The 25,416-nt window shown below is 47.7% G+C and carries 23 protein-coding genes and 1 tRNA gene; 10 read left to right on the forward strand and 14 right to left on the reverse strand.

From position 1 onward, the window contains the following. Positions 1-134 precede the first annotated feature (134 nt). The gene (locus AC3WU2_RS10160; protein ID WP_492453738.1) at positions 135-1,079 is read right to left on the reverse strand and encodes a hypothetical protein; all 945 of its coding nucleotides are present in this window, start codon (positions 1,077-1,079) and stop codon (positions 135-137) included. A gap of 111 nt (positions 1,080-1,190) precedes the next feature. On the opposite strand from AC3WU2_RS10160, the gene AC3WU2_RS10165 reads away from it, so the two are divergent. Beyond that, positions 1,191-1,267: transfer RNA gene (locus AC3WU2_RS10165), tRNA-Arg, on the forward strand. Between the two features lie 941 nt (positions 1,268-2,208). Here the strand turns inward: AC3WU2_RS10165 and yjcZ are convergent. Then, the gene (gene yjcZ / locus AC3WU2_RS10170; RefSeq protein WP_492453740.1) at positions 2,209-2,313 is read right to left on the reverse strand and encodes a sporulation protein YjcZ; all 105 of its coding nucleotides are present in this window, start codon (positions 2,311-2,313) and stop codon (positions 2,209-2,211) included. A 328-nt stretch (positions 2,314-2,641) separates the two neighbouring features. Beyond that, positions 2,642-2,749: a YjcZ family sporulation protein gene (locus AC3WU2_RS10175; RefSeq protein WP_492453741.1), complete on the reverse strand. Its 108-nt coding sequence runs from the start codon at positions 2,747-2,749 to the stop codon at positions 2,642-2,644. Positions 2,750-3,069: 320 nt separating this feature from the next. Here AC3WU2_RS10175 and AC3WU2_RS10180 point away from each other — a divergent pair, with 320 nt between their 5' ends. From AC3WU2_RS10180 to ku, 3 genes are all read left to right on the forward strand, one after another. Then, a complete protein-coding gene (locus AC3WU2_RS10180) occupies positions 3,070-3,831 on the forward strand; it encodes an SDR family oxidoreductase (protein ID WP_492453743.1) in 762 nt (253 codons plus the stop codon). A gap of 344 nt (positions 3,832-4,175) precedes the next feature. Further along, complete coding sequence (locus AC3WU2_RS10185; protein WP_492453745.1) at positions 4,176-4,742, forward strand: TetR/AcrR family transcriptional regulator; 567 nt, start codon at positions 4,176-4,178, stop codon at positions 4,740-4,742. Positions 4,743-4,875: 133 nt separating this feature from the next. Continuing rightward, positions 4,876-5,733: a non-homologous end joining protein Ku gene (gene ku / locus AC3WU2_RS10190; protein WP_492453747.1), complete on the forward strand. Its 858-nt coding sequence runs from the start codon at positions 4,876-4,878 to the stop codon at positions 5,731-5,733. Positions 5,734-5,798: 65 nt separating this feature from the next. Here ku and AC3WU2_RS10195 read toward each other — a convergent pair whose 3' ends face one another. Continuing rightward, on the reverse strand, positions 5,799-6,677 hold the full coding sequence (locus AC3WU2_RS10195) for a LysR family transcriptional regulator (RefSeq protein ID WP_492453749.1): 879 nt from the start codon (positions 6,675-6,677) through the stop codon (positions 5,799-5,801). Between the two features lie 129 nt (positions 6,678-6,806). Here AC3WU2_RS10195 and AC3WU2_RS10200 point away from each other — a divergent pair, with 129 nt between their 5' ends. Together AC3WU2_RS10200 and AC3WU2_RS10205 are read left to right on the forward strand one after the other, a co-directional pair. After that, positions 6,807-8,087, forward strand: coding sequence for an adenylosuccinate synthase (locus AC3WU2_RS10200; RefSeq protein WP_492453751.1), 1,281 nt, complete (start codon positions 6,807-6,809; stop codon positions 8,085-8,087). A 20-nt stretch (positions 8,088-8,107) separates the two neighbouring features. Further along, entirely contained in the window at positions 8,108-8,347 is a 240-nt protein-coding gene (locus AC3WU2_RS10205) for a helix-turn-helix domain-containing protein (protein WP_492453753.1), read from the forward strand. A 168-nt stretch (positions 8,348-8,515) separates the two neighbouring features. Here the strand turns inward: AC3WU2_RS10205 and ppdK are convergent, their stop codons facing one another. The 8 genes from ppdK to AC3WU2_RS10245 all read right to left on the reverse strand — a co-directional run bounded on the left by ppdK (position 8,516) and on the right by AC3WU2_RS10245 (position 17,872). Further along, positions 8,516-11,224, reverse strand: coding sequence for a pyruvate, phosphate dikinase (gene ppdK / locus AC3WU2_RS10210; RefSeq protein WP_492453755.1), 2,709 nt, complete (start codon positions 11,222-11,224; stop codon positions 8,516-8,518). 227 nt (positions 11,225-11,451) lie between these two features. Further along, the gene (locus AC3WU2_RS10215) at positions 11,452-11,652 is read right to left on the reverse strand and encodes a hypothetical protein (RefSeq protein ID WP_492453757.1); all 201 of its coding nucleotides are present in this window, start codon (positions 11,650-11,652) and stop codon (positions 11,452-11,454) included. 156 nt (positions 11,653-11,808) lie between these two features. Then, positions 11,809-12,438: an RNA polymerase sigma factor gene (locus AC3WU2_RS10220; protein WP_492453758.1), complete on the reverse strand. Its 630-nt coding sequence runs from the start codon at positions 12,436-12,438 to the stop codon at positions 11,809-11,811. Positions 12,439-12,484: 46 nt separating this feature from the next. Then, positions 12,485-13,942 (reverse strand): sensor histidine kinase, encoded by a 1,458-nt coding sequence (locus AC3WU2_RS10225; protein WP_492453760.1) that lies wholly within the window; start codon positions 13,940-13,942, stop codon positions 12,485-12,487. After that, positions 13,939-14,619, reverse strand: a complete 681-nt coding sequence (locus AC3WU2_RS10230) for a response regulator transcription factor (protein WP_492453761.1) — start codon at positions 14,617-14,619, stop codon at positions 13,939-13,941. Before AC3WU2_RS10230 ends, AC3WU2_RS10225 begins: the two co-directional genes overlap by 4 nt. 75 nt (positions 14,620-14,694) lie before the next feature. Then, positions 14,695-15,852: an ABC transporter permease gene (locus AC3WU2_RS10235; protein ID WP_492453763.1), complete on the reverse strand. Its 1,158-nt coding sequence runs from the start codon at positions 15,850-15,852 to the stop codon at positions 14,695-14,697. Beyond that, positions 15,849-16,571, reverse strand: a complete 723-nt coding sequence (locus tag AC3WU2_RS10240; protein WP_492453765.1) for an ABC transporter ATP-binding protein — start codon at positions 16,569-16,571, stop codon at positions 15,849-15,851. The genes AC3WU2_RS10235 and AC3WU2_RS10240 overlap by 4 nt, the downstream gene beginning before the upstream one ends. After that, positions 16,568-17,872, reverse strand: coding sequence for an efflux RND transporter periplasmic adaptor subunit (locus AC3WU2_RS10245; protein WP_492453766.1), 1,305 nt, complete (start codon positions 17,870-17,872; stop codon positions 16,568-16,570). The genes AC3WU2_RS10240 and AC3WU2_RS10245 overlap by 4 nt, the downstream gene beginning before the upstream one ends. Before the next feature lie 148 nt (positions 17,873-18,020). On the opposite strand from AC3WU2_RS10245, the gene AC3WU2_RS10250 reads away from it, so the two are divergent. Beyond that, on the forward strand, positions 18,021-18,950 hold the full coding sequence (locus AC3WU2_RS10250) for a DMT family transporter (RefSeq protein WP_492453767.1): 930 nt from the start codon (positions 18,021-18,023) through the stop codon (positions 18,948-18,950). Positions 18,951-19,133: 183 nt separating this feature from the next. On the opposite strand, the gene AC3WU2_RS10255 is transcribed toward AC3WU2_RS10250, so the two are convergent. Next, entirely contained in the window at positions 19,134-19,256 is a 123-nt protein-coding gene (locus AC3WU2_RS10255; protein WP_018756980.1) for a hypothetical protein, read from the reverse strand. A gap of 176 nt (positions 19,257-19,432) precedes the next feature. Between AC3WU2_RS10255 and asnB the strand changes: the two genes are divergently transcribed. Then, entirely contained in the window at positions 19,433-21,277 is a 1,845-nt protein-coding gene (asnB, locus tag AC3WU2_RS10260) for an asparagine synthase (glutamine-hydrolyzing) (RefSeq protein WP_492453769.1), read from the forward strand. Positions 21,278-21,335: 58 nt separating this feature from the next. Here asnB and AC3WU2_RS10265 read toward each other — a convergent pair whose 3' ends face one another. Next, complete coding sequence (locus tag AC3WU2_RS10265; RefSeq protein ID WP_492453771.1) at positions 21,336-21,566, reverse strand: hypothetical protein; 231 nt, start codon at positions 21,564-21,566, stop codon at positions 21,336-21,338. A gap of 504 nt (positions 21,567-22,070) precedes the next feature. Between AC3WU2_RS10265 and AC3WU2_RS10270 the strand changes: the two genes are divergently transcribed. Further along, complete coding sequence (locus AC3WU2_RS10270; RefSeq protein ID WP_492453772.1) at positions 22,071-23,990, forward strand: acyltransferase family protein; 1,920 nt, start codon at positions 22,071-22,073, stop codon at positions 23,988-23,990. Between the two features lie 198 nt (positions 23,991-24,188). Then, a complete protein-coding gene (locus tag AC3WU2_RS10275; protein WP_492453774.1) occupies positions 24,189-25,274 on the forward strand; it encodes a GNAT family N-acetyltransferase in 1,086 nt (361 codons plus the stop codon). Positions 25,275-25,416 lie beyond the last annotated feature (142 nt).

Below are 25,416 nucleotides of genomic sequence, written 5' to 3' on the forward strand. Positions count from 1 at the left end.
CGTTGATTCAATGCGCAAGACCCATGACTCGTCCACGTTCGAAACAACCATTATATTATATACAACATCTCGACTTTAAGCAAGAATGCGACTTGACAGAAACCGCCTAAAATGCGTTTCCTCTCTATAGTTCGTTATTCCATGCGTAATAGCGGGCTTTCGATTAAGTTTTTGAGGTGCTTATGCGCTTGCTCCATTCGGAACCTTAGCGCGTCCGTAATTCCGTAACACTCCCTAATTTCGATACGTTCTGCATCGATGTCATGGCCGCCTGACAGCATCTCTCTCATCCAAATATGCAGCGCCGCCGCCCAAATATCAATCGTCGCATCCTCATCGGCCAGAATGCTTCGGTAAGCAGGTGTACCGTACATTGCCATTACACATTGCTGCCACAGATCTAACGCAAGTAAAGAGAGCCCAGGATCTTGTACCTCTGTCTGCTCACGGACCCGTTCTGGGACACTGCGTACCGCGGATGGGAAATCATCATATCCAACAGGCGTATCTTGAATCTCGAGCTCAACCGTCTCTTGGCCGCGGGTAAATTGAATGGTCCCTCTGGCCCCGCGTTTGCGCAGTGTCTGAAGAATATGGAACTGCAGCAGTGCAGGAAGCCGCTCCATAACCAACCACGAACGCAGGACGTCATCGATCTCGGGGTGGTCCAAATAAGTGAGCTGCTCAAGCCCTAACAGCTTCTGCGGCGTCAAGGGACCGTTCACGATGCTATCGAGAAGCTTATTCACATAATCAGGGTCTTGGTCCACCTTATTACGAAAATACTGCTCAGCCATGTCTCCTTCGCTCTCGTCCACTTCATCCAGCGGAACTCCTTCAATCGCCCCTGCATCTGGAAAAGCCCCGAGCAGCCAGTCCAATAGAGCCTGCCATTCGGTCTTATGCTGTTCAACGCCCTGACAACCCAGCAGAAATTGAAGCAAACGAACGGCTTCTCCATACTGTTCCGTCTCCAGGAAACGCGTCAGCTGAATCTGATACACATCCAGCATCTTTGGGAATAATATAATATTGTTCGGATAGGTGTCTTGCTCATGCGATTTCGTAATAAGATGCACCAACTTTCTCCTATGCAACGCGTGCTTATTCTGATCAAAACTAATTATACCGAATAAAATTAAAATTTTCTATTGCACTTCATCAAATCTTTTGTTACAATAGGTTCTGTTGTCCCAGTAGCTCAGCTGGATAGAGCAACGGCCTTCTAAGCCGTCGGTCGGGAGTTCGAATCTCTTCTGGGACGCCATCTATTCTTATATTACATAGATTGATTGTATAGATAACAAGCCGTAAACCTTTGATAATTAAGGGTTTACGGCTTTTTGCTTTATTATACATAAGGGCATTAGAATACGTTTGAATACGATAAAAGCTCATATCACTTTACACATTTTTCACACATGAATTTCTGCACTAAATAACCCGGCATAACCGGGTCTATTCCATGTATTATTCAGCTATCATTCCCCGTTAAGTTAATCTGTCACTGCAAATTTAACCTATGTAGACGAAAGAAGAAAGAACACTAGTAGTTAGTTATTGGGTTAGGAAGCCCCGGATCACTCCGAGGCTCTTTTCATTGTTATCATCATTAGGCACTAACTGTACTTTATCGGCATTATTAGATACCAAAACCGAAGCCACAACTACAAGCTACTATTACTAACAAGATGAACAATACAAGGATAGTACCTGTACTTGTAAAGCGTTCACGAAACTCTCCCATGTTAACACCTCCCTGTTTTTGAGTACATGTTATGTTATGAAGGTTGAGCTCACTTTGTTTGGATGGTTGTTACTGGTTATTCCACTATATTGGAATCAAGGTCGCAACGCGAATATATGAAAATGCCCTCGTCTTCGAGGATTTAGCGGGGCGATAACGGCCTTCTAAGCCGTCGGTCGGGAGTTCGATAGGGTCATTAGAATACGTTTGGATACGATAGAAGCTCATATCACTTTACACATTTTTTACACATGAATTTCTGCACTAAATAACCCGGCATAACCGGGTTTATCCATGTATTATTCAGCTATCATTCCCCGTTGCAAATTTAACCTATGTAGACGAAGAAAGAACACTAGAAGTTAGTTATTGGGTTAGGAAGCCCCGGATCACTCCGAGGCTCTTTTCATTTCTATATCTACGTTATCATCATTAAGCACTAACTGTACTATTCGGCATTATTAGATACCAAAACCACAGCAAGCGCAAGCGACAATAACTAACAAGATGAACAATACAAGGATAGTACTAGTGCTTGTAAACAAACCTCCACGTATATCGGACATTTTAACACCTCCCTATTATTGAGTACCCGATATGTTATGAAGGCTGAGCTAACTTTGTTTGGATGGTTGTTACTGGTTATTCCACTATATTGGAATCAAGATCGCAACGCGAATATATGAAAATGCCCTCGTCTTCGATGATTTATGCACTAAATAACCCGGCATAACCGGGGTTATCCATTTATTATTCAACTATCGTTCCCCGTTAAGTTAATCTGTCACTGCAAATTCAACCTATGTAATCGAAAGAAGAAAAAACACTAGAATTTAGTTATTGGGTTAGGAAGCCCCGGATCACTCCGAGGCTCTTTTCTTTTCATTTCTATATTTAGATACCGAAACCACCAATACATGCACAAGAGACAATTACTAACAAGATGAACAAAACAAGGATTGTACCTGTGCTTGTAAATAAACCTCCACGAAACTCACCCATGTAAAACACCTCCTTATTATTGAGTACACGGTTATGTTATGAAGGCTGATCTCACTTTGTTTGGACGATTGTCACTGGTTATTCCACTATATTGGAATCAAGACATTCATCGTCTGGTCCCGTTAAGTTAATCTGTCACTGTAATAACAAACACGTAGCTTGAAAGGAGTCTTCAGTTATCGTTTCTTGGAGGGGTTCTACTCAGTAGTGGTTTCGAACCGTCGCCTCTAACCTGCAAGCACTCATTTGACACGGACCCGAAGACATCTCTATAATTTTTAATGAACAACTGTTCAATAAAATTTTCGGAGGGATTCGTCATGCGTTTAGAAGGTAAAGTAGCGGTCATAACAGGAGCAGCATCAGGTATGGGGAAAGCGATTGCGGAATTATACGCAAAAGAAGGCGCAAGTGTTGTCGTTTCCGATTTGAACATTGAAGGTGCGGAAGCTGTTGCGAGCAGCATTATATCAAGCGGGGGTAAAGCCATCGCTATCAAAACGAACGTCGCTGACGTGAACGATATTAACGCGATGATCGATAAGGCCGTCAACGAATTCGGAACGCTCGATATTCTGGTGAACAATGCTGGCATTATGGATAACATGGCTCCTGTCGGAGACGTGGAGGATGACAGATGGGATTTCATCTTTGAAGTGAATACGAAAGCAGTCATGCGGGCCATTCGCACATCACTTCCGATCTTCCTAGCGAAAGGAAAAGGCGTCATTATTAACACGGCGTCGACGGGCGGCTTCAGCGGCGCGCATGCGGGGGCAGCTTATACCGCTTCCAAACATGCGGTGGTCGGCCTCACCAAGAATACGGGCTTCATGTATGCACAACAAGGGATTCGCTGTAATGCGATTGCGCCTGGAGCAACCATGACGAACATCGCTTCCACGATGAAAAATGTCAACGAGTTTGGCGCTTCGCGAACACAGGTGACGCAAGGCGTTATTCCACGTGTCGGAAAAGCGGAAGAAATCGCGCAAGTGGCTTTGTTCCTGGCATCGGATGAATCAAGCTTCGTGAACGGCGCGGTGATTGCGGCGGATGCAGGTTGGACAGCGGGCTTCTAATACAGGCAATCGACAAGAGAGATTAGCGAAATTCTAACATCATATCGAATTTGAATGTAAGGTTGTAGACAGCTTGGCTGCTTACAGCTTTTTTCAAAACATAAGAATTTATAAGTTTCACGGATAAACTGTTCTTATATTTCTCGCTTAAACGCTTTACGTCCTTTGGAAGGACGCCGAAGGCGTGTTTATGCTTGCATGCTATCATGAGCGTACTCTCGGTCATGTACATTTCGTAGGCAACATTATATAATCACTTCATTGAAAATTATTGAACAGATAATGATGGAGTTGTTCATTAAGCGGATCATAGCCGTGATTTAAATAGGAGATGAATACCGGGAATGAATGAAAGTGATTTAAGGGTTATTAAAACAACACAAGCATTTCAACGGGCGCTGCTTACGCTATTAAAAACAAAAACGCTCGAATCTATCTCGGTGTCCGCCCTTTGCCGGGAGGCAGGGGTCAATCGAGGCACGTTTTACTTGCACTATAAAGACGTCGAAGAAATATTTGACGAGCATCTTCAACATTTGCTTCAAGATTTGGAGGATTCGTATTACGAACCCTACCGGCACGAGAACCAGATCACCCCAAACCGTTTGGACCCTTCGACGATTCGGATCTTTCATCACGTGAAGAAGTACCAGCCGTTCTATGAGATCGTGTTCAATCGGAAATCATCGCTGACCTACTACTACTCGCTGCTGGAGAAAATAAAAAGCTTAATGCAGCAAAGCGCATCGTCTTACCCGCTAGGCCATAAAGACCTCTCGTTGCTGCTCTCTTATCAAGCGAATGCGATTATGGGTCTGCTCATCCAGTGGTGCGAAGACGGTTTTGCACACAGCCCCGAATATATGAACGAACAGCTCACCTATATCTTGGGGGCAGAGGTTAAGACATAAGGTCCACACGGAAAGCTTTCGTCTGTTCCGGATAAGCAAACAGCATTCCTACACGTGAATTTTCTAAATACTTGGTATCAACCCCTCCCCATGCGGATATAAATGATAAAAAGAAGTGTTGGAGGGGAAACGAATGCATACGGTCTGGAAAGGCGCGATCAGCTTTGGCCTAGTCAACGTACCTGTGAAAATGTTCTCAGCAACCGAAGAGAAGGATATCTCGATGAAGATGCTGCATAAAGACTGCGGCTCACCCATCAATCATGTGAAGACGTGTCGGACATGCAATACAGAAATCGCATCAGAGAGCACCTTCCGCGGCTACGAATATGAACCGAACAAATACGTTACTTTCGATAAAGACGAGCTGGACAAACTGCTGCCGGAAGCGAATAAAGCGATCAAAGTTTTAGATTTTGTCGATCTGCATGAGGTGGATCCATTATTCTTCCAGAAATCTTATTATCTTGGACCGGCTGAGACGGGAGCTAACGCGTATAGCCTGCTTGTAGAGGCTCTTAAGCGTTCCGGCAAAATCGCCATCTGCAACGTCGTGATCCGTTCGCGAACGAACCTCGCCGCCCTACGAATCATCGATGACTGTATCGTGATGGAGACCATCTATTACCCCGATGAGATTAGACCGATTGGACAGGTTCCCAATCTGCCGTCCCAACCCGAGATCAATGAAAAAGAGCTAGCGATGGCACAGCTGCTGATTCAGCATCTATCCAATCCATTTAGCCCGGAGAAGTACAAGGACGAATACCGTCATCAGTTGGTCAACCTGATTGAGAAGAAAATTACGGGTGAAGAAATCACGGTGGCGCCAGCAGCAGCTCAATCGAATGTGCTTGACTTGATGGCGGCCCTTCAGGCTAGCATTGATGCAGCCAAACCAGCCGAAGTCGTGGCAGAGGTCAAAAGCACGAAAAAGAAAGTAACGAGCAAAAAAGCGATGAAGTCGTCGCCTGAGGAGTCTGTTTCATAAAAAAAGAGTCTCGGGATCCCGGGACTCTTTTCATGTGTGTGAATCTATGCTCCCCTCACATCCACTCACAACAGCATTTCATAAATCTGTCTTGCAGCCGCAGGCAGCGGCGTGCTCCGCAGCTTGATGATACCTACCCGTCTTGGTGGGATCGGCGTCTGAAGCTTAATCTCATATAGTGATTGATCAGACAATTCCGCTTCAACAAATTCTCGCGTAACGCAGGACACCCCAAACCCACTCCGCGCAAACTCTACCAGTAGATCAACACTTCCGAGTTCAATTTCGGGCTTCAGGACTAGACCCTGCGAGGCCACAAACCGATCAACATAGGCACGCGTACTACTTCCCTGCTCTAGGAAAATGATGGGGTGCTTGAGCAAATGTTCAAGTGAAATCGGGGACTCCGATAAAAACTTAAACTTCTCGCCCGTCACGAAGCAATCGTGAATCTCCATGCTTTCTTGCACATCGATTTGATGATCTGTGATCGGCAGATTGACGATCCCAATATCGATCTTCCCCTCTTTTAACAATCCGATAATTTCCCTGGTCGTCCGGTTCGTCACTTGGATCTTGATCTGCGGGTAAGCTTCGTGGAACGTCTGCAAATGTGGCAATAGAAAATGCCTGCATAGCGTATCACCCGCGCCAATCTTGACCTCCCCTTCGGTTAGCTGCTGAATTTCGGCCATTTTTCGTTCGCCGTTGAGTATAAAATGGTAGGCTTGCTCAATATAAGTGAAGAGAACCTCGCCTTCAGCCGTTAATCGCACACCCTTAGACGTGCGGAAAAACAATTGTCCTCCTAGCTTCGCCTCCAGCTGCTTGATGGAATGCGTCACTGCAGGCTGCGTGATGAACAACACGGTCGCAGCCTTGGAGAGACTGCCTGCTTTGGCCGTTATATAAAACACCTGATACAATTCCATATTCTGAATCAAAGGGGATGTCACCTCTCCATGTATAAATCAGATTAATATCAACTATTATAAATATTAATTATATTAATAAGGAGAACTTTATTATACTGAAGTAAGAACGAAATTCCAACCATGAATAGGAGTGCAGAAATGACAGTTACAGCGATTGTGGGTGCCAATTGGGGCGATGAGGGAAAAGGTAAGATTACGGATGTGCTTGCGGCGAAGTCGAACTATGTTGTTCGTTATCAAGGCGGAAGCAATGCAGGACATACGATTATTAATCATTACGGAAAGTTCGCGCTGCACTTGCTCCCATCAGGCGTATTTAATCCGGGCGTAGGCAATGTGATTGGGCCTGGCGTTGCACTGAACATTCCCAATTTGCAAAAAGAATTAAACGAATTGATCTCCCGAGGCGTACCTGCGCCCAAACTTCATGTATCGGACCGCGCACAGGTTGTTCTTCCGTATCATATTCTGTTCGACGAATTAGAGGAAGAACGCCTTGCAGATCGCAAGTTCGGCTCTACGAAGCAGGGTATCGCGCCATTCTACTCGGATAAATATATTAAACTCGGTATTCAAGTCAGCGATTTGTATGACGAAGAACTCCTTAGAACCAAGCTACTTCGTTCACTTGAAGCGAAGAACGTGTTGCTTCAGCACTTGTACCATAAACCGGCCTATGAGATTGAAGGACTCATGAACGAATTGCGCGAGCAAGCTGTCTTCCTGAAGCCCTATGTGAGCGACACAACAACGCTATTGCATCAAGCGTTGAAGCAAGGGGAGCAAGTCTTGGTGGAAGGACAATTAGGAGCCCTTCGCGATCCAGATCACGGGATCTATCCGTATGTCACTTCTTCTTCGACCTTAGCTGGCTTCGCTCCTGTCGGTGCAGGCGTACCTCCCTATGCAATGACACGCATTGTCGCAGTAACCAAAGCTTATTCCAGCTGTGTCGGCGAAGGACCATTCGTCGCAGAAATCTTCGATGAACCAGCGAACGAATTGCGCAGACGCGGCGGGGATGCAGGCGAATTCGGCGCAACAACCGGAAGACCGCGCAGAGTTGGATGGTTCGATGCGGTAGCTACGCGCTATGGTTGCAAGCTGCAGGGCGCAACGGAAGTGGCACTGACGAACCTCGACGTGCTCGGCTATCTGGATGAAATTCCGATCTGCACAGCATATAAAAACAACGAGCAGATTACGCAAGAATTCCCAAATACGCCGCAACTGCAGAAATCCGTACCTGTCGTTGAGACGATGCCAGGCTGGAAATGCGATATTTCCCATATCCGTTCGTTCGACGAACTACCATCGGAAGCGAAACAGTATGTAGAGCATTTAGAACGCTTAATCGGCGTACCTATTCGCTTCATCTCCGTCGGTCCAAACCGTGAGCAAATGATGGAACGCGCGTAAAGAATGGAGGCGATCACGATATGAAGCTTGAATTAGGCCGTTGCTTATTGATGGATCGGTTAGACGAAGCGAATATGACTATCGATCAGCTCGCGCAGAATCTGCTGCTTCGACCGGAGCGGTTAATCGACTTGGCTGAGAACAAGCGCATCATGTCGCTCAAGATCGCCTTATCCATTGCAGACACGATCGGGTGTGAGGTGGGAGAATTGTATGAAACCCTTCCCTCGCCTCACCTTCCGCCCTCTCGAACAGAATAGCTTACTCTGAGCATGCCAAAAAGGCTTCTCTCATCGTAGTTCATCTACGTCGAGAGAAGCCTTTCCAACTATATATGACCTCCGAAGCTTACAACCGGCCTGCTGCCTTCACCTTCCTCCAGTAAAGCGTTGACCGGCAAATAGGTGGTCACAATATCTCAATACGCGTTATACCGCTTTTCCTTTCACCTGCGCTGAAACCTCTTCCACGCTCCGCTCCTGCGCAATAACAGCCTGCGCCGCTGCAATTCGAGCAAGCGGAATGCGGTATGGCGAGCAGCTCACATATTCGAGCCCAATGGCATGGCAGAATTGAATCGATTGCGGATCACCCCCGTGTTCCCCGCACACCCCTGCCTTTAACTGGGGCTTAACGGATTTACCCGCCGTGTTCGCAAGCTGAATCAATTGACCAACCCCATCCTCATCAAGCACCTGAAACGGGTTGTGAGGCAGAATCCGATGGTTCAGATATTGCGATAGAAATTTCCCTTCCGCGTCATCACGGCTGTAGCCAAGCGTCATCTGGGTTAGGTCATTCGTCCCGAATGAGAAGAAATCCGCATGAACAGCGATTTGGCGAGCTGTTAGCGCAGCACGCGGTACTTCAATCATCGTGCCGACTTTGTAGGCGCATAGCTGCAATTGCATCTTGCTCAGGATCTGACTCGCGATCTGTTCAATCCGATCCCGGAAGAACTTCAGCTCTGTTACATGACCGACGAGCGGTATCATGATCTCTGGTCGAACAACGATCCCACGCTCCAAGCAGCTTGCCGCCGCCTTAAAGATGGCTTCAATCTGCATATCGTATACTTCTGGGTAGACAATACCAAGTCTGCAGCCACGCTGTCCCAGCATCGGATTGACTTCTTCCAAGGCTTCCACCTTCTTCATCGCTGCTTCTACACCAGCGATTTCACGAGCCATTCCGACCTGTCCGCGTAGTTCTTGCAATCTATCTTGTAGTTCCTTTCGTTTCGGTAAAAATTCATGCAGCGGTGGATCTAGTAGTCGAATCGTCACCGGGAGACCTTCCATTGCTTCGAACATACCTTCGAAATCCGATTGCTGCATCGGCAATAGCTGTGCTAAGGCATCTTGCCTTGCATCAGCATGCTCTGCAAGAATCATGCGTTGGACAACAGGAAGCCGCTCCTTATCGAAGAACATATGCTCCGTGCGGCAGAGACCGATGCCCTCCGCGCCGAATTGTCTGGCCACTTGTGCATCGTGCGGGTGATCTGCATTCGCTAGTACGCGCAGCGTGCGAACTTCATCAGCCCATGCCAGCAACTCCGATAACTCCTGCGTCATCTCTGGTTCCTTCAGCTCGAACTCGCCTAGACAGATCAAGCCGCGATGACCATCTATTGTCACCCAGTCTCCCTCTTGAATAACCTGATTCCCGATTTGGATGCAGTGCTCTGCTTCAAGGAATTGAATCGTCTCACAGCCGCAGACACACGGTTTTCCCATCCCACGCGCCACGACCGCAGCATGACTCGTCATCCCGCCCCGAAGCGTCACGACGCCTTCAGATGCCAGTACCCCTTCAATGTCTTCCGGTGTAGTCTCTGGCCGAACGAGAATAACCCGCTTCCCTTCCTTGCTCCAAACTACGGCTGTCTCGGCATGGAATGCGACTTGCCCAACAGCAGCCCCTGGCGAAGCAGGAAGACCCTTCGCAAGTGATTGCTGCTGTGCCTCTTCGCTAATTGCCCGATGTAACAATTGTTCCAGATGCATCGGGTCTATTCGCTCAATTGCCTGCCGCTTCGTAATGATCCCTTCACGTACCAAATCCACAGCAATCTTTAATGCCGCCTGTGCATTTCGCTTCCCGCTGCGCGTCTGAAGCAGGTATAACTTGTTATGCTCTATCGTAAATTCAATATCTTGTATGTCCTGATAATGAAGCTCCAATTGCTTCACCGTTCGTTGCAATTCGTGATATACGTCTGGCATAACCTGTTCAAGCGCTGCGATCGGCATCGGTGTTCGAATGCCCGCAACGACATCCTCGCCCTGTGCATTTAGCAGGAACTCACCGAACAATGCATTCTCTCCTGTAGATGGGTTTCTCGTGAAGACAACGCCCGTTCCGCAAGTATCGCCCATATTCCCGAACACCATGCTCTGTACGTTCACAGCCGTACCTTGGTCATCCGGTATCCGGTGTAACCGCCGATATACCTGTGCTCTGGCATTATTCCACGAGCTGAATACAGCTTCGATGGCAAGACGCAGCTGATCTACGACGTCCTGCGGGAAGATTCTACCGGTCTTCAATTGAACGAGCAGCTTATATTCCTGCACCAGTTGTTTTAAGCCATCTGCTGAAATCTGTTCATCGCGCAGTACCCCTTCACGTTTCTTCATCCGTTCCAGTTGATGCTCGAACAGCTGCGAATCTACGCCCATAACTACATGACCGAACATTTGAATTAATCGGCGATAACAATCAAAGGCAAACCGCGGGTTGCCTGTTAGTTCACTGATTCCTACAACCGTCTCATCATTTAAGCCAACATTTAGAATTGTATCCATCATCCCTGGCATGGAAGTTACCGAACCCGAACGGACAGAGACGAGCAGCGGCTTATCCCGTTCACCAAAAAACTGTCCCTTCTCGCGCTCGAGCTGTGCTAACCCCATCAGAATTTGATGCATAACATCATCATTTAACTGATTCCCATCCTTGAAGTAACCGAGACACGCTTCCGTCGTCACCGTAAATCCTGGAGGAACGGACAGACCTGCACGCGTCATTTCTGCGAGATTTGCCCCTTTGCCACCGAGTAAATCTACCATTTTTGCATGACCTTCTTGAAAAGCAAATACACATTTGCGGTTCACCATCGTTGCCATGTTCATCGCCCATTTCCCCCCAAAATAATTATGATGTCATAAATATAACTAAATAACACTCACATTGCAATATATAATGCATTATTTATTTATTATGACACATTAATAAGTGTATTTTCGGTGAAACTAGCGTCCATTTATGCACACAAAAAGAAATAAGCTGTCCAAAAAGTCATACCATATGACCCTTTGGGCAGCTTATTTATATCGATCAGCATTGATTAGCTACATATTTAATTGTTCAAGACACTATGCAACAGCGCATCCACACTCTGCGGACGTCTACGTTTCTTCGGCTCAATGACCTTCGTACGATTCAGTTCCTCTGATCTTGCACCGGTTCTACCATCGCTAGATTCAATCTGACCGATAAGTCCCATGATCCGATCCATATCCAAATAAGGAAAAAATTGATTTCGATTATTGCTGCTCATGTTGCCCACTCCAATGATTATTAATACCGGTCATCCTGCAAGCGGAATCCCGTACGATTGTTTAAAAAAACGACAATATTCATTGTATACCATTTTCCCTCAAAATTCTACACAAAACAAGAAAGAGCAGCCTTTATACTAGCTGCCCTCTACATCCTATCCTTGTGAGACATTCGACAACATTTTGCTCGGGTCACCCTTCAATACAGCATATATCCACCGTTCAACGCGGGATGGATGCTTCGCGTCTTTCGGCCTCGCATGTTGAGGCCGCTTTGGCGAACGAAGCTTCGTCCGCGTTCGATGAAGGGCTGACTTCACGGCCGGAACTGATATATTATGCATGACTGCAATCTCTTCCATTGAGTAACGGAATACATCCTGCATCAAGAACATCTCCATATGGCGCTCAGGAACTTGGTCAGCTACATGCTCCACAAGCTCGCGTACTTCCACATAACGGTTTGAGTCCACACCGCCAACCTCGATCTGCTCGCAAGGGATGATACGCCCCCGGTGCTTACGATACATGTCGACCCAGATATTTTGAGCCATTCGGTAGAGATAAGCCTTCGTAAATGGCACCGTGCCGCAGCATACCTTGTTACGATAGACGAACGCTTTTAACAATACTTCCTGGTACAGATCTTCTCCTTCCCAAGTCGATGCAGCAACGTATATACAATAAGAGCGCAGCTCATCGAGATACGGCGCCACTTCCTCCATGAAATCTCGGTTTCGCTTCACCTTGCTTCGATCCGCGTAATGGACTGACATTTCCATCATGTTAAGTACCTCCTTTTATCCCGTGTCCTAAGCTATTCTTCATGCCTTATGAATCAGAATGACTTGCATACGGTAGAGCAAATGTAAATTGCGTGCCTTCACCAAGCTCACTCTCCACCTGAATCGTCGTTCCATGACGTTCGATGATGGTCTTGACAATAGATAATCCGATTCCGGTTCCATTGCGCCGTGTTCGAGCTTGATCAGCTTTGTAGAATCGATCCCAAACCCGTTCCAGTTGTTCCTTCTCCATGCCAATCCCATAATCTTTCACGCTAATGACGGCCTGATCGCTCGCGATCAAATCCACGAGAATCGGCTTACCATCTGGGGAGAATTCAACGGCATTCTGGATCAAATTCGTAAGAACCTGCTTAATACGGTCTGGATCGCCATAAACTTCGATATCCTCTGCCTCTCCTTCCGAGACTAATCCCGATTTCGGATAGACGCGGAAAATCACTTGATGATTCACAAACTGTGGCTCCATACTCGCAAGCACTTTGCGAATCGTCTCCGTGACATTAAAGGGCCGAAACTGCATCTCTAGCTGCCCGTTATCGATCTTGCTCATATCGAGCAAATCATTCACCAATCGAATTAACCGCGTATTCAAATCTTTGACGATGCGCAAATAATGCTTCATCCGCTGTTCCGGCACGGTCCCATCCAGGATTGCCTCCATGTAACCATTCATTGATGTAAGCGGAGAACGCAAGTCGTGGGAGACATTCGCAATGAAATCTTTGCGCATCCGGTCCACCCCTTCTAGGTCATGCGCCATTTGCTGCACCGTGCTCGCCAGCTCACCTAGTTCGTCTTTGGACTTGAGCGGGATGAACGGCTTGAAATTTCCTCTGGCAATCGCCTGTGTCGCTTCGGTCAGCTGTTTCACCCGCCGCGTCAACTGACGTGACAAGATCAACGTGAAGATAAACGATACAATGAGGGTTACACATATCGCCATGAGCATTCGACTGTGAAATCTGGAGAAATCAGCCTGGAATGCCCGTGAAATCACCACGACTGTCCATTTTGGCTTCCCATTGATCAGCACAGAGCCCGCCGTGATCATTTCCTTGCCGTCCTCTTTGTCGATGATATACTTGCTCTGTGTCATCTCTGTGTCTCGTATGACTTCTCGAATCAGATTAGGGTCCGGCTGCAGATCAGCCCGGTTCTCATTGGCAATGCGAAGAATGACCTTCCCTGTCTTCCGATCGAATAGATACAGGGAGCGCATCTCCTTCGGAACAACCAAGGATAGTCCGGCATACAAGGCATTTTTACTCCAGCCTTCGACATAGGCTTGTTCAATGTAGTTCGTAATATCTTTCAACTGACGTAGATCTTGATCTCGATGCGAATTTAATAAGTCACCACGGAAGAACCAGTTAAACACCAAAGCTAGTGTCAACGTTGAGACGATCAGGAACCCGAGAATGGTTAGTAATATTTTGGTGAAAATACCAAACTTCCACTTCAGCTTCGGCATGCGTATCATAAGGTCACCTCGAACTTGTAACCGACGCCCCAAATGGTAACGATCCGCCACTGCTCAGTTTCACCCAATTTCTCCCGAAGCCGCTTAATGTGCACATCGACCGTGCGGAAATCGCCCGCATAGTCATGCCCCCATACCTGATAGAGCAATTGCTCACGCGTGAACACTTTATTGGGATGGGTCGCGAATCGATGCAGCAATTCCATTTCTTTGGGCGGCAGCATATATTCGGTATGGTTCAACACAAGCTTGTACTCGTCCATTCGAATGGTTAAGCCCGGATACTGAATAATCTCCTGCACTAGACCTGCCTGCGTTCTGCGAAGCACGGCCTTGAGACGGGCAATCAGTTCCTTCGGATCGAAGGGCTTCACGATATAATCGTCCGCACCAAGTTCGAAGCCTTTGAGCTTATCATAGCTCTCGCCCTTGCCTGTAATCATTAGAATCGGCACGTTGTTATAACGCCGAATTTCTCTGCATACCTCGAAGCCATCCATTTCTGGCAGCATGATATCTAGCAATACGATATCAGGCGGATTCGCGAGGAAGAGCTCAACCCCCTCACTCCCCGTCTCCGCCATATCGTAATCAAATTGATGTTTATCCAAATATAAGGAAAGCATATCGCGAATATATTCATCATCCTCAATCACAAGGACCTTTGGCTGCCTCATCCCTCGCACATCCCTTCCCCTTAGAGGTAGTTCAAAATTCACCTTATGATCACGAAGATTTGAACATTTCTCCCCTTAATCGTACCTCAGCGCATCTACTGGTTTCAAATTTGCTGCTTTGTTCGCCGGGAATATGCCGAAGAAAACGCCGATAAAGACGGAGAATCCAAAGGAGATCAAGATGATGTTGAGCGAAGCCTGTACGGTAAGAGAGGTGATTTGGCTCACAAGAACACCGCCGCCAAGCCCGACCAGAATCCCGATCATGCCGCTAATTCCGCTGATCACGATCGACTCAATTAAGAATTGGAGAAGAATATCGCGTTTCTTCGCGCCAACGGACTTGCGTATACCAATCTCACGCGTTCGTTCGGTCACGGAGACCAGCATAATGTTCATAATGCCAATGCCGCCGACGATTAAGGAGATCCCCGCAATGCCACCAAGCGCGATAGATAACGTATCCGTGATCGAACTGACCGTCTTGAGCATCTCCTTCTGATCAGTCACCGTATAGCTATCATCGGTAGATCGAAAGATCTGGCTTAGCTTCTGCTCCGTACGTGCCTTAACAATTGACGTCAGATCTCCCGTTTGGGCCTGCATATAAATTGTACGAATTCCTTTGGAACGCAGTAATCGCTGCGCTGACGTCAGTGGGATCTTAATCGTATTGTTCGAAGTGCTCTTCTCTTCGAGCAGCCCAACAATCTTGAATCGCATGCCATTGAGCATCACATACGCACCGACGGGATTACTCGTACCAAATAAATCGGTTGCCGTCTCTGTTCCGATTAACGCCACTTTCTGGGAATAATCCACATCGATAGGCAAAATAAACCGGCCGCTCTGCACCTTCGTCGAACGCACTTCCTCATAATCAGCTGTAATTCCCTCAACCGAGACATTTACATTCTTATTCCCGTTCTTCGCTTGAACATTGCCGCTAACGGTTGGAGCAACGGCATTCACACCCTCAATATCTTGGAAAGATTGGGCTTGTTCAAAGGACACCGATGTCTGTACACCTCGACCACTAATTGACACCGACAGCAGATTCGATCCAAGTCCTTGAACTTGAGCTGTCACGGCACTCCTCGCCCCTTGCCCGACAGACACGAGTAGAATAACGCAGGAGACGCCGATAATAATGCCGAGCATCGTAAGCAGCGTCCTTGTTTTGTTCGAGAGTATACTCTTCCAGGCCATCTTAAATGCTTGGGACAGCTTCATGCCTGCATCACCTCCGTATGCGAGATTTGACCGTCCACGATATGAATCACCCGCTCCGCTTGCGAGGCAATTTGTGAATCATGCGTGATCAGAACGATGGTGTGTCCTTTGCGATGCAGCGTATGAATCATTTGCATCACTTCTAGACCTGTCTTCGTATCGAGCGCACCTGTCGGCTCATCGGCGAGCAGAATCGGCGGCTGACCTGCGAGCGCCCTTGCAATCGCAACCCGCTGTTGTTGACCGCCTGATAATTGCGATGGACGATGATGCATCCGTTCTTCCAGCCCAACTTCACGCAGCGCATGCTGTGCTTGCTCCTTGCGGGCCTTGGCCGACATCCCGCGGTATACGAGCGGAAGCTCTACATTCTCCAGTGCCGATAGTGCCGAGAGCAAATGAAAACTTTGAAAAATAAACCCGATTTTCTGATTACGAATTTCAGCCAGTTGAGAATCTTTCATACGGCTCACTTCTTGACCGTCAATCCAATACGACCCGCTCGTGGGGACATCGAGACAACCGATCATATTCATCAGTGTTGATTTGCCTGACCCGGACGGGCCAACAATCGCCACAAATTCACCTTGAAGAATTTGAAGTGAAACACCTTGCAGTGTAGTCACCTCTTCACCGCCCATGGCATAACACTTGAATACATCTTCAAGCTTCAATAATGGCTTGCGCTGCGTTAATGGCGTGATTGCTATGGAACTCATCGCGATCCGCCTCCGCTGCCGCTGCTGCTGCTTCGCTGTGTACTTCGCATTCCGCCACCGCCGTTGAAGCTGCCTTCCTGACGGAATACCTGGCCTCCGCCCATGCCGCCAAACCCGCCGAAGCCGCCCTGCATTTGGACCGCCCCCGTCTTCGAAGCTGCGACGGCAGGAAGCAGCACGGATTCGCCTTCATTCAGTCCGCTCAATACTTCAATATACGATTCATTGTGAATGCCTACGGTAATTTCCTTCATATTCCGCATCATCTCTGCGTTTCGAGCGCCTCTGCCGGTGCTTGCACTGCCGCTGCCTGGCTGGTTCCCCTCGGGTGGCGCGGACTTATTATTGCTGTTGTCCTTCGCCGCCGCAGGCTCTCCCTTTTGCGCTTGTGTTCCGCTGGATGCCAGCTGCACATACGACTTGCCACCGAATTGATGAACGGCTTCAATCGGCACGACCACTGCGTTTTCTTTCTTTTCTACAATAATATCGGCTTGCAGGGACATACCGACCTTGATCGCATCCGACTTATCGAGCCCAATGGAGACGTCGAAGCTCGCAACGCCGTTCTGTGCGGTTCCTTCCTGGGACACCGAAGTCACCTTCCCTTGCACCACTTGATCCGCTACCGCATCGAGCGTCATCTCCACGCCCTGTCCGGCCTTAACCTTACCGATATCCAGCTCGTCGATCTGAACGACGGATTCCAGATGATCATAGTCCGTGATTTCTGCTAAGATGGTATTCGGCGATACTTGGTCAGAGACATGAATATCGCTGGTGACAACTGTGCCATCGATTGGAGAGACAACACCCGCCGTCTCCTTCTGCTTCGCTTGCAAATCCTTCAAGTCCAACTGCGCAACCTCGATGTCCAGCTTCTTCTGCTCAATCTGCGTTTTCATCGTATCGCGCTCTTCGTCAGAAGCCTGCATGAACTTCTGCTTCAGCGCATCGTAATCCATCTGCTTCTGCTCAATTTGCAGCTCAGATTTGCGAACCTGTGAGCTCATGTCATCTTGTTCGAACGTGACCAAAACCTGACCCTTCTTGACCTTTTGCCCTGTTTTGAAGGTGATGCTCTTGATTTTGCCCGAGTCGGAGGATTTCACGGTCGCTTGATTGACGGGCGATACGGTTCCCGTACCGGACACTTTCACGACGAGGTCTGTCCTCGAGGCTTTTGCCGACATCTGAACGACCGGCTCCGCTTTTTGGCCCTTCGCATACAAGTTATATCCGAAAATAAGCCCTCCAAGGATCACCACCGAAATGACAACGATCCCAATCTTCTTCTTCATCTTTCATACCCCTCTCGCCTATTCTTCCATCAGTCTAGCAAGAAAATATGAACAACCTATGAACACCCGCAACCACTTCCTGCTTGACGGATATAGGGGGAGAAGATAGACTGAGTACGGCAATCTACATTTGAATTTTTGGAGGACTATGAACGTGATCAAACCTCGGTCCATTTATTTATATATCGCATTATTCATCGGTGTTGCAGCCTTGTCCACTTCCGCCATTTTCGTGAAGCTTTCAGCTGCTCCTGCGCCTATCGTCGCCTTTTACCGCATGTTATTTTCCACGATTTTAATTCTGCCGTGGCTCATCTTCAATAAACACAGCCTACCGGAATTACGGTCCATGAAACGTCGCGAGCTCTATACGATGATTCTATCGGGCGTGCTGCTCGGCGTTCATTTCGTGCTTTGGTTCGAATCGCTTCGATATACCAGTGTCGCCAGCTCGACGGTGCTTGTGACGCTGCAGCCTATTTTCGCATTTGCAGGAAGCTACTTCTTATTCGGTGAACGTCTGCGCAAAATGGCGATTCTCGGTGGCGTTCTTTCGATTGTGGGGAGTTTCGTTATCGGAATTGGGGATTTCCGTATTGGTGGGATTGCACTACTCGGGGATGTGCTAGCGCTGCTTGGGGCGGCAGTCATTACGATTTATTTTCTCATCGGCAAATCAGTTCGTCAGGTGTACTCGCTGCCGGTCTATACGTTCATCGTCTATCTCAGCAGCAGTGTATTCCTCGCGATCTATTGTGCCGTCCTTGATGCACCATTCATCGGTTACGCAGATCAAGACTGGCTCTTATTCCTTGGGCTTGCGGTTGTTCCTACGCTATTCGGTCAGACCGTGATGAACGGACTCATTCGCTGGATGAGCGCATCAACCATCTCGATGAGTATTCTCGGCGAGCCTGTAGGAACTTGCATTCTAGCCTATCTGATCTTAGGCGACAAGCTTACATTGGAGCAATGGATTGGATCCTGTGTCATTCTGATTGGGATTCTCGTCTATACCCTAAGCACACGAACCAAAGAAACGAAGGTCTCTCCCGAGATCTCCAGTCATACCGCATAGAGGATTGCACGGCCATGTCACCATCTACAGGTAACTCCCCTATAGTAAGTTCGCTCCAGGATCGAGCAGTAGCCTGCTTATAATCTTCGATCTGTTCGATCGGGGCATGAGGTGTCTGACTCAACGTCAAAAAAACCGGCTCCCGTACACACGGGAAAACCGGTTATCACCTTCACATTCCATTTAAATTCTATCTTTCGGATTATTCTGCGCTTCTTGCTTCACATTCTTCGCCACCACTTCACTTGCAAATTCCGCCTGATTCGCGAATTTATTGCCCTTATTCTTCTTAAACTTCTCAGCCATCCCTCTCACCTCCCATCTATGTGCTTCATGTACATGATGAGCCCCAATTTTCTTATGGTATCCTGCGGGACATACATTTTATTCTACAGGGACGCATATATCTAGAAACATTCCTGACTTGCCGGAAAAACTTACAGAGCAAGAACGAATTTCCATCCAGAAGGAGATGAGCGAAGATGTGCGGAATTACAGGTTGGATCAACTGGCAAAAAGACCTTACACAAGATTCGACCATTCTAGAAAATATGACAGAGACCTTGTCGGAACGCGGTCCTGACGCATCAGGCACTTGGATCTCAGGGTCTTGCGCCCTTGGGCATCGACGCTTAAGTGTCATCGATCCAGAGAACGGGTCACAACCGATGATTCGAACGGCTGGCGATGACCGATATGCCCTTGTCTATAATGGTGAATTATACAATACACTGGAGCTGCGCAAAGAATTGGAATCACGAGGACATACGTTCCAGACGTCATGCGATACCGAAGTCCTGCTCGTCTCTTATATCGAGTGGGGGCCTGCTTGTCTGGACCGATTCAACGGCATTTTTGCGTTTGCCATATGGAATGAACGGGAACAGCATCTTTTCATGGCTCGGGATCGCCTTGGCGTGAAGCCGCTGTTCTATGCGGAAGTGAACGGGATGTTCCTCTTCGGTTCCGAGCCGAAGGCCATTTTGGCGCATCCAGCGATTGAACCCGTCGTTCGTGCCGAAGGACTTGCCGAGATTTTTATCGTAGGTCCTGCAAGAACACCGGGTCATGGCGTATACAGTCAACTCTCCGAACTCCGTCCAGGTCACTGCCTCGTCTATGATCATAATGGATCTCATATTTCTGTCTATTGGAAGCTTGAAGCCATCCCTCATGAAGATGATGTCGATGCAACCGCTGCGAAGGTTCGAGAATTACTGCAGGATACACTCGAGAGACAGCTCGTCTCCGATGTTCCGATCGGCACCTTGCTGTCGGGTGGTCTAGATTCGAGTGCACTTACGGCGTTGGCCGTTCTCTACAATCATCGAATGGGTAAAAGCACGCTGGATACATTTTCGGTGGACTACGTCGATAATGATAAATATTTTACCGCGAATACATTTCAACCTAACGCGGATAGCCCATGGATTAAAAGGATGAGCGAACACCTCGGCACCAAACATCATTGGATTCAATTCGATACCCCTGAAGTGGTGGACGCGCTGCTCCAAGCAATGAAAGCTAGAGATTTACCAGGCATGGCCGATGTGGATGCATCGCTATATTTATTCTGCCAAGAAATTAAGAAAGAAATAACGGTGGCTGTCTCTGGCGAGGCGGCGGATGAAATTTTCGGTGGTTATCCATGGTTCCATCGAGAAGAAGCCTTGAACGCAGGGACGTTCCCTTGGTCACTCGCTTCGAGCTGGCGTGCGGATCTGCTCTCCCCTGAAATCCATGATTGGATTGAACCGCTCCCGTACATTGGCGATCGATACAGTCAAGCCGTTGCTGAAGTTCCACATCTAGACGGAGAGACGGAGCAACAGCGTAAAATGCGTACGATGTCCTATCTGAATGTTACCCGCTTCATGCCGACCTTGCTCGACCGTAAAGATCGCATGAGTATGGGGGTCGGACTCGAGGTTCGCGTCCCGTTCTGTGACCACCGACTCGTCCAGTATGTCTGGAATATTCCATGGGAAATCAAAGCCGCTGGCGACAGAGAGAAAGGAATTCTTCGCAAAGCGCTGCATGGCATTGTCCCCGATGATGTCATTACTCGCAAGAAAAGCCCATATCCGAAAACGCATAATCCGAACTATCTCACAGCTGTCAAACGCTGGTTCTTAGAGATTGTGGACGATCCGTCCTCCCCGCTGCTCCCGCTCATTAATGTGAAGAAGCTGCGCGAGCTAGCTGCTTCAGATGAGGCAAAGTCAAACATCCCATGGTTCGGTCAGCTCATGAGTGGTCCGCAATTATTTGCTTATCTCATTCAAGTCGACGCTTGGCTGCGTCAATATAAAGTGAGCATTCGATAGAAAATGAAGACGCCTGCGGGAACTCCTTCGCAGGCGTCTCTTTCATAGTAAAATTAGTTCAAAGTCCTCGGTTCTTAGCGGCTGTTGTCTCCTTCGCTCTTAATACCAGTTCAACGACCGGCTGTGTGTCTGACGCTGGCATATTTGAGAGCTGATTCGTTTTCAACACAACGACTTCCGAATGCGTGGTTCCTTTCATTAAGAAAACTAATGGAAAACAAGCCCCTGCATATATCGTTGTTACGACTAAAGTAGACACCAATATTCTTCTAAATATCCCTTTCACCATAAATCCTCCCAAAACATTAAATGATCATTACAATCTCCATCATGATGGAATTCGTCATTAATTCGTTTTTTCCACTCTTCTAAAACTATTCCAAAACTCAAAATGGCACAATAGCTTCGACAAAGGTTCCTAGAATAAGCTACTATGGTCGAATTTTGTGTCTGAACTGTGGCAAATGGATCGATACGAAACTTTTTATATCACTATTTCGTCAAATACCAACAGGCTTTTTGAGTACATACATAAGAAAATGAGCAGCATTGCACTTACATCATGATGACGGAAAATCTTGCGGACATGAAATCCCCCCGTGATCTGAATCAGTCCGGGGGGATTTCATATTGTTGCAGGAATGGAAAGGAAGAATTTACGTGAGTCGAGCCCGTACGAAGAATGCAATACATAACTACCTAAAGTTATCTGACAAGCATCGTCAGACTATATATCAAATAAAAGTAGTGAACCTTCTGCTCCGCATGAATATCGATCGAGAGGTCGTCATTTATGTCTAACAAGACTCTTGGAACGAAACGTTATTTTACAGGACTGGATGGATTACGAGCCCTTGCCGTTATCGCCGTTATTGCTTATCACTTGGATATTCCATGGGTCCCAGGGGGATTCCTCGGTGTGGACATGTTCTTCGTCCTCTCCGGTTACCTTGTTACCGACTTATTGCTCACACAGCGGTCGTCTGAAGGTCTCCATCTAGGCCGCTTCTGGTACCGTCGATTTCGTCGATTAGTCCCCGCGTTAGCCGTGATGATAGTTACGGTTGTTGCCTGGATTACCATCACAGACTACGACTTACTGCGAACGCTTCGCGGAGATGTGTTCGCCACAACCGTGTACGGGAATAATTGGTGGCTTATATTCCATGAAGTATCGTATTTCGATCGATTTGGCGTTCCGAATCCGTTCGTCCATCTCTGGTCGCTCGCGGTTGAAGGGCAATTCTATATCGTATGGCCACTGCTCTTAGCCATCGGCTTACGATATACACCCAAACGCATTCATTGCGTAGGTATCACCCTTTTGCTCATCGCCTTATCTGCAATTGCAATGGCATGGATGTATGAACCTGGGAATGACCCCAGCCGCGTATACTATGGAACAGATACGAGGGCATTCGGTCTTCTCATCGGCGCTGCACTCGCCATGCTCCTGCCAAGCAAGAAATGGTCACAAATCAAGACCGCTTCGAGCCGAAAATTGCTGAACCTCCTAGGTGGAGGGGCTTTGATCATTCTGTTCTATCAGATCAGTGTGATGAATGAATTCGAGGATTATATCTATGAGGGCGGACTCGTAGCTGTGGCGCTCACGACAGCGATACTCATCGCTGCGCTGCTAAGACCCGATACGCTGTTGAGCAAACTATTCAGCTGGACACCATTGCGCTGGATCGGCGTTCGAGCTTACGGCATTTATCTGTGGCATTTTCCGATCATCGAATTAACGAAACCCGCCGTGGACACCGATGGATTCAATGTGCTGCTGGCCATCATGCAAGTTATCGGCAGTGTCATCCTAGCTGCACTCTCTTACCGCTACATCGAAGAACCAATTCGTCGTGGAGCTATTACAGCAAAATGGAAGCAATTTCAGTCGCGGAGCTGGCAATGGAGCCGGATCTCCAGATCCCAGTGGATTGTATCCGCAAGCTCCTGCTTGGTTGGAATTATATTCTTTGTTGGCATGTTCAGCGGAACGACGATTGCAACTTCAGGGACAGTCATTCCAGATTCACATTTCAATGCCTCAGAGAGTAACCCTGAAGATCTACTCGGGCCATTGCCGCCGAATCCATCGCTCGGTCCTGTTGATACGCCACACGAAGAGAAAACCGAAGAACAGTCTGATCGCACTTCGACGAAAGGTACAGAAACGATACAACAACATCCATCCACTCCTAAGAAGAAGAATACATCCACGAAAGATGCAGCCTCCAAGTCGTGGAGCGATGTAACGGCCATCGGTGATTCGGTTATGTTGGATGGCAAACCTTATCTGGAAGAACTACTTCCTGGCATCTCTGTGGATGCAGAGATCGGACGCCAAATGTCCAAAGCTGTAAATGTATTAGGGCAACTCGCGCAAAATAATCAACTCGGCAATAAGGTTGTGATCGGCCTCGGCACGAACGGGAATTTCAACAAAAAACAACTGATATCGTTCCTTCATTCCCTTGACGGTGTGGATCATATCTTCCTTGTGAATACGAGGGTGCCGCGCAAATGGGAGCGTCTCGTCAATACGGCACTCGAGGACGTTTCAAGTACCATGCCGAACGTCACGCTCATTGATTGGTACTCCGCTAGTGGACACCATGATAGTTATTTTAGCGAGGATGGCGTACATCTCACGATACAAGGTTCCAAGGCTTATGCCGCACTTATAGCAAATGCGATAAAACGTACATAGCACTCATCCCTACGAACTTTTAGACCAGCTAATTGCACTGTCCTACGGACTTTGACAATTTAGCTGGTTTTTCTATGCCTCCTGGCCTCTTTGGCGTATAATAGGAACTTTTGTCGAATGACGGCAAGGGGCAGGATTTCCATGGATTTAGCGCGTAATTACTAGGAATTAAGATTTTGTAGGTTGAGGTGTTGAAGGATGGAAACGATGGTCATTCGGAATAGAGAAGATTTGTCGCAGTACGAGACGCAGTGGAAGGAATTAATTGAACATCTGGAGCAGCCGGAAATTTTCGCGACATGGGAATGGATGAGCGCGTATCTTCATCATATGCTTCATCCCACTGCACAATTATTTGTTGTGGTCGTCACCGATCAGGATCGCTGGGTTGCGCTTGCTCCTCTATGTATCGTGCCACAAAAGCTGAAGTGGCGCTCGGTACGATCGCTGCAATGCATTGTCTCCGGTACTGGCGAGAACAACAGCTTCTATCTACACCGCGAATACCACTACATTAAGTTGCTCAAACATATTGCCAAAGCCTTCACAACCCATCAGGAGGAGTGGGATTGGATTGACCTATACAGTTTCCAATCGCGCAATCCGATAACCGCCTTGGTGGAACAGACCCTAGGGGAGCAGTTCGAAGTGTTGACTCGGCCATTGTCCGTCTCCCCCTACATGAAAATCCAACCCTATGCCGAAATGAAAATAGATAAGAACCAGATCAAAGAGATTGAACGTAAGGAACGCAAATTATCCCGCGAGCACACCGTCCGCATCGTTTGCAATGCCTCCTATTCTGATGCACTCTGGGACAGATTGTCTGTCCTCCATCAGCAGCGATGGCCGGATAGTTTATTTCAAAACCCCAATGAGACTGCTTTCCTGAGAGATATCATCTCGCACCTTGAACAGAGCAACCGCGTGCAATTCTCCTACATGGAGATCAGCGGCAGCATCGTTTCCATCGCAATCTCTGTCAAGCATGCGCACAAAGTATACCTGTACCTGTCAGCCACGTCCAAAGACTATCCCAAATATGGTATTGGGCTTATCCTTTCCAACCAAGTCATCAAGCATTTTCTTGAGCAAGATGTGAACGAGATCGATTTTCTACCCGGCGATCAGGACTATAAATTCTATTGGTCCGACACGATCAATATGAATTACCACATCCGTATCTTCAATCATCACGATCGGAAAAAGACCAAGCTGCTGCGCACCTACACGCTGTATCAAATCAACAAGCGCCGCATCAAATCGATCCTGCGCAACCGTTAATTTGCATCAAGCATAAACTCCTTCGGCGTCCTTCCAAAGGACGTAAGCGTTTAAGCGAGAAATATAAGAACAGTTTATCCGTGAAACTTATAAATTCTTATATTTTAAAAAAGCTAACCTCCGGTTCAAGACGCCGTAAAGT

It is taken from the genome of Paenibacillus sp. EB106-05-06-XG162 (genome assembly GCF_058791655.1).

Coding starts and splice junctions, on each gene's coding strand:
- yjcZ (WP_492453740.1), bottom strand. CDS start 2,313: ATGTCCGATATACGTGGAGGTTTGTTTACAAGCACTAGTACTATCCTT.
- AC3WU2_RS10175 (WP_492453741.1), bottom strand. CDS start 2,749: ATGGGTGAGTTTCGTGGAGGTTTATTTACAAGCACAGGTACAATCCTT.
- AC3WU2_RS10180 (WP_492453743.1), top strand. CDS start 3,070: ATGCGTTTAGAAGGTAAAGTAGCGGTCATAACAGGAGCAGCATCAGGT.
- AC3WU2_RS10185 (WP_492453745.1), top strand. CDS start 4,176: ATGAATGAAAGTGATTTAAGGGTTATTAAAACAACACAAGCATTTCAA.
- ku (WP_492453747.1), top strand. CDS start 4,876: ATGCATACGGTCTGGAAAGGCGCGATCAGCTTTGGCCTAGTCAACGTA.
- AC3WU2_RS10200 (WP_492453751.1), top strand. CDS start 6,807: ATGACAGTTACAGCGATTGTGGGTGCCAATTGGGGCGATGAGGGAAAA.
- AC3WU2_RS10205 (WP_492453753.1), top strand. CDS start 8,108: ATGAAGCTTGAATTAGGCCGTTGCTTATTGATGGATCGGTTAGACGAA.
- ppdK (WP_492453755.1), bottom strand. CDS start 11,224: ATGAACATGGCAACGATGGTGAACCGCAAATGTGTATTTGCTTTTCAA.
- AC3WU2_RS10215 (WP_492453757.1), bottom strand. CDS start 11,652: ATGAGCAGCAATAATCGAAATCAATTTTTTCCTTATTTGGATATGGAT.
- AC3WU2_RS10220 (WP_492453758.1), bottom strand. CDS start 12,438: ATGATGGAAATGTCAGTCCATTACGCGGATCGAAGCAAGGTGAAGCGA.
- AC3WU2_RS10225 (WP_492453760.1), bottom strand. CDS start 13,942: ATGATACGCATGCCGAAGCTGAAGTGGAAGTTTGGTATTTTCACCAAA.
- AC3WU2_RS10230 (WP_492453761.1), bottom strand. CDS start 14,619: ATGAGGCAGCCAAAGGTCCTTGTGATTGAGGATGATGAATATATTCGC.
- AC3WU2_RS10235 (WP_492453763.1), bottom strand. CDS start 15,852: ATGAAGCTGTCCCAAGCATTTAAGATGGCCTGGAAGAGTATACTCTCG.
- AC3WU2_RS10240 (WP_492453765.1), bottom strand. CDS start 16,571: ATGAGTTCCATAGCAATCACGCCATTAACGCAGCGCAAGCCATTATTG.
- AC3WU2_RS10245 (WP_492453766.1), bottom strand. CDS start 17,872: ATGAAGAAGAAGATTGGGATCGTTGTCATTTCGGTGGTGATCCTTGGA.
- AC3WU2_RS10250 (WP_492453767.1), top strand. CDS start 18,021: ATGAACGTGATCAAACCTCGGTCCATTTATTTATATATCGCATTATTC.
- AC3WU2_RS10255 (WP_018756980.1), bottom strand. CDS start 19,256: ATGGCTGAGAAGTTTAAGAAGAATAAGGGCAATAAATTCGCGAATCAG.
- asnB (WP_492453769.1), top strand. CDS start 19,433: ATGTGCGGAATTACAGGTTGGATCAACTGGCAAAAAGACCTTACACAA.
- AC3WU2_RS10265 (WP_492453771.1), bottom strand. CDS start 21,566: ATGGTGAAAGGGATATTTAGAAGAATATTGGTGTCTACTTTAGTCGTA.
- AC3WU2_RS10270 (WP_492453772.1), top strand. CDS start 22,071: ATGTCTAACAAGACTCTTGGAACGAAACGTTATTTTACAGGACTGGAT.
- AC3WU2_RS10275 (WP_492453774.1), top strand. CDS start 24,189: ATGGAAACGATGGTCATTCGGAATAGAGAAGATTTGTCGCAGTACGAG.